A 2484-nucleotide genomic window follows, 5' to 3' on the forward strand; every position below is an offset into this window, starting at 1 on the left:
TTTATTAATACCGTTTTTTATCAAAAGGCAACTTTTTTAAAATTTGCATTAATTGGACAACATTATTATTATGTCTAAAATTAATTATTTTATTATTATTTCATTTAGTTGGTAGTATTCTTAATTCTTGTATTAAGAATGCAAATAGTTTTTTAGTAAATTAAATATTACTGGTTATTTAACAACTATTTATTTTATTGCCACACAAACAATTAAAGCTTTTTTTATTAAGAAACCTAAAAAATTTGTTTTAGATTTTACAAGTTTAAAAATAATTTAGAAAATAAAACTTTCATAATTTAGAGTTTTATTTTTTAATTGTAAATGCAAATGTAGCAAATTCTTAATGCAATTCAAAAAAATAATGAAAAATTGTAGTTAATAACTTGCTACAATACCTTATTTTTTAAAATATTTTTATTTCCTTTTACAAATTCTTAATTGTCATAAAAATTCATTCATAATTATAAATTTTAAAATTAACTATTTATTTTTTTGTATTTTATATTCATATCGTGTAATATTTTACATAATTTATTTTATTGCTTAATAACTTTTTTTGTAATATCATTTATAAGTCAGTGTTTTTTATAAATTTATAAAGGGGTTATTTGAATATGAGCAACAACGAAAAAGAAATTAGTGAAAATATGGATGGCGATAATGGAAATCGAAATGAAGTTGTTGAGTCTAAAACTGAAAAAAATATCAATAACATTAAATATGGTCGTGCGACATTTGGAAGCATTTTTAAAACAGAATTGTATAACTCGATTGCTCGCGATAAAAAACATTTATTAAGATTTTTGCTAATCTGTTTTATGTCATTTTTATATGGAATTATTTGTATTACTGAAGTTTGAGATCCAGTTGCTAATATTTAAAAAGTACCTATGGCAATTGTCAATCGTGACAATGCAGCCTGTGTTGCTTATGTAAATACAAAAGGTGGGACAGAGTTTATTGATAATGCTGTTAAAGTTGGTTATTTACAAGCAAAAAATTCAGAGGAATGTAGTGGTCAAGCTAGCAAATGATATCAAAGTGAAGGATTTGACCCCAATCAATATGAACTTAATTATCGTTATGCTTCATTAATTGACAGTGTTATTACTAATAATTAATAGCAAATACGATGAAAATTCAAAAACATTAACAACATCGATTGGTGATATTACACCAACAATTAAATATTTAAAAGAAGATGAAACTAACTTTACACCAAATAGTAAATATTGAGTGCAATTAAAAATTCCAACTAGTTATACTTTAAATACATATAAATTAATGCGAGGATTAGCACAAATTGGTGAGCCTAATTTTACTGATGATGATGAAAATGATTTCTTTAAAATAATGAATTATTTTAGCAGTAATAAAATGGAATTTTGAGCAACTTATGAACATAGTTTTATGATTGGAAATATGATGAGTATGTTACAAGTTGGTTTTGGAACTTTAGCAACTAGTATTTTAACAACATTAGCACCAGAAACAATGTTTTGATTATCATCACGTCAAGACCATGGCGAAAGTTCAAACGGTGATGGTAGTTCTCGTTTTGGTGAGTATTATATTATTCCCAAAAAAATATTAATAATTATGATTGTGATGGGCCCGGAACTGCTTGTTCTTCTGGTGCTAAACCAGGTGAACCATCAAATTTATATAAAGCATTACAACATTTAAAAGAAAAAAATCCGGTTTTATATGAATCTGTAAATAAAATGTTTAATCATATTAAAAATGATGTGCTTGTTTCAATTAATATTGGAATAACAGTTAATCTTAAAAATGGAACAAATTTTACCATTTGCATTTCAAATTATGTTTTCAGATTTAGGAAATCCAAACAATGATCCAAGATGAGAACAACGTGTTTATTTTTCTGAATACAAAACAAAATTATTATCAGTAACACAATACTTTTTAAATAATATGTCACGCTCAACAAGCGTTGATAGACATATTCAAGGATATGAATTTGGAACATATGGATATGGATTAGGATTATATTTCATTTCAATTTCATTATGAATTGGAGCAATTACGCAAACTTTTATTTATCGTAAAAAAAGTTACACACCTAATGCAAAATGATATCAACATTATTTTTCAAAATGATTTACAATGTTAATTACTTCTTATGCTCAAACATTATTATTTTTAGGCTTATTGGCTGTTGGTTATGGAAAATTAGGCTCACCAATTGTTTATATGTTAATGTGAATGATAGTCACCGCGACTGTCTTAACAACAATAACCCAAGCTTTATGATATTCGATGCCAGATGATAATGTTGGACGATTCTTATGTATTATTTATACGGTTTTTAATTTAACTGCTGGTGGTGGAAGTTTTCCAGTTATTTTACAAAATGGTTTTTTCCAAGCAATTAGTTACATTGTGCCATTTAAATATACAATTTTTGGAATGAGCAATATTAGACTTCTTGCATAACCTATTAAAATAATTGTAAATATT

At 25.4% G+C, this 2484-nt stretch carries 4 protein-coding genes; all 4 read left to right on the forward strand.

Annotation, left to right across the window (positions count from 1 at the left end):
* Positions 1–617: 617 nt before the first annotated feature.
* The 4 genes from EHU54_RS02580 to EHU54_RS02595 all read left to right on the forward strand — a co-directional run bounded on the left by EHU54_RS02580 (position 618) and on the right by EHU54_RS02595 (position 2460).
* Complete coding sequence (locus tag EHU54_RS02580) at positions 618–884, forward strand: hypothetical protein (RefSeq protein ID WP_400248782.1); 267 nt, start codon at positions 618–620, stop codon at positions 882–884.
* A gap of 9 nt (positions 885–893) precedes the next feature.
* Positions 894–1124 carry a hypothetical protein gene (locus EHU54_RS02585; RefSeq protein WP_400248783.1) on the forward strand — a complete coding sequence of 77 codons (231 nt, stop codon included), beginning with the start codon at positions 894–896 and terminating at the stop codon, positions 1122–1124.
* Positions 1105–1689: a hypothetical protein gene (locus EHU54_RS02590; protein ID WP_400248784.1), complete on the forward strand. Its 585-nt coding sequence runs from the start codon at positions 1105–1107 to the stop codon at positions 1687–1689. Before EHU54_RS02585 ends, EHU54_RS02590 begins: the two co-directional genes overlap by 20 nt.
* A gap of 105 nt (positions 1690–1794) precedes the next feature.
* Positions 1795–2460 (forward strand): hypothetical protein, encoded by a 666-nt coding sequence (locus tag EHU54_RS02595; protein ID WP_400248785.1) that lies wholly within the window; start codon positions 1795–1797, stop codon positions 2458–2460.
* Positions 2461–2484: the final 24 nt, after the last annotated feature.

Origin of the sequence: Spiroplasma sp. ald, from assembly GCF_044714355.1 — a bacterium.
GTDB lineage: Bacteria > Bacillota_I > Bacilli_A > Mycoplasmatales > Mycoplasmataceae > Spiroplasma > Spiroplasma phoeniceum.